This is a genomic window from Micromonospora sp. C31 (assembly GCF_018070575.1).
Classification (GTDB): Bacteria; Actinomycetota; Actinomycetes; order Mycobacteriales; family Micromonosporaceae; genus Micromonospora.
On record NZ_JAGPXN010000057.1, the window covers coordinates 1 to 1,679 of the forward strand.

Consider the following 1,679-nt stretch of genomic DNA (forward strand, 5'->3'; position numbering starts at 1 on the left):
TTTGCACGGTACAGGCAGTCACTCGGTTGGTAGGTGGTCGTAGACCGTCGGTGTTACAGCGATGGGGGTCTGGGGTTCTCCCCAGACGGTTTCCGGTTGCGCTCAAGGCGCTGCCGGAACCGTGGCGGCTCGGTCGTTCTGGAGATCGGGGAGCAAAAACACGCAAGGGATTTTGAGGCGGCAAAAGAGCAATGCAGGATAGACAATCATGGTCAGAACGTTAACACGTAGCCCCTGATTGTCCGCCTGCCGCTGGCTCAATTTGAAAACATGGCCATGATTCGGCGCTGAATATCACCGTCTTTGTTGACCAGTGTTTTAGTGACAAATGCTGCATGGTTTTTCGTAGTGTTGTATCCCTTCCAGACTTCATGTGGATCGAGGGCATACGCACAAACCTTACCAGCAACGGGGATTCTAACTAATGCATTTTTTGATTCTAAGTAATTGAGCCAACGAATAATTGTGCTTCTGCTAACTCCAAGTTTTTCAGCTAGGAATTGCTGATCCGCAACGACAGCGCCACACGTAGGATCGATATGCTCCGCTAAAAATGAGTACAGCTTCAGTGCTGATATGCCTTGGCTATCCTTCAGCAGCTCTCGAACGCGTTCCCAACCTTTTGGGGATACCTGTGTAAACCTTGAATTCTTCTTTGCTTCTTCGAGATCCTCGGTGTTTTTCTTTGCCTCATCTGAAAGTTGTTTCAGTCGTTTTTCTGAATCAATAAACATGATTTTTTCCCTCTAAAAATCCCATGCACTAACGTTGGTTCAAATCTAAGCCATCATGACACATCTGTGCAACACCTTGTTGCGTGTTGTCGCATCCAGGATGCGACAACGTTGTGTCACCCTGGATGCGACAGGTAAACAAAAAACACACTAAAAAAACAACAACTTACAAATCGGCGTAAAAGATCTATTCTAGGCAAGGGTGTTGCGCGCAACGCAACGCCCTTTGGGGGTGTCGGGGCGAAGCCCTGACCCAGTCACGTAGCGATAGCGGAGTGTATACTGGCTTACTCCTCTGCAAGCCTCGCCAGCCGTGATTTTTGCCAGATTTCGTGGTTTTCACGTTCAACAGCTCCTGCACGTTTTTTGCCGTCCGTTCACCGTTAACCCCCGCAGAAATCGGGACAGGATGTGCAAATGTAATACCGTCACCCGCGACGATATTCCGTTTGCCATCTGGTCAGGGCTTCGCCCCGACACCCCGTATCAGTGCGTACGTGCTCAATGTGGTTTCCAGTTCTCTTCCGCTTCCTCGCCCACTCGCTCACTAACGTTCGGTCGCTGGGGCTGCGGCGAGCGGTGCCACCTCTCGCATGTTGTCGGTGATTCCGCTGTTGTTCTTTCGGGGATGAGTCGTCAGATAGCCCTTCAAACGCGCTCAGAAGCTCTCAGACGCACGAGGCGGGGTTTAAATGCCCGTCAGGGCATGGAAGGCGCGAAAAACGCTTACAGAGCGTTTCAGGAGGTCAGGCGCGCCGATACCCCTAGCCAGGGGCTTTCAGGTCGCCAGGAACCGCGCCAGCCCCCTGCAAAGCCCATTTGCACGGTACAGGCAGTCACTCGGTTGGTAGGTGGTCGTAGACCGTCGGTGTTACAGCGATGGGGGTCTGGGGTTCTCCCCAGACGGTTTCCGGTTGCGCTCAAGGCGCTGCCGGAACCGTGGCG

Annotated in this window: 1 protein-coding gene; it reads right to left on the bottom strand. The window is 52.7% G+C overall.

From position 1 onward, the window contains the following. Nucleotides 1-257 precede the first annotated feature (257 nt). Nucleotides 258-734, bottom strand: coding sequence for a helix-turn-helix domain-containing protein (locus KBX06_RS27410; RefSeq protein ID WP_000469298.1), 477 nt, complete (start codon nt 732-734; stop codon nt 258-260). Nucleotides 735-1,679: the final 945 nt, after the last annotated feature.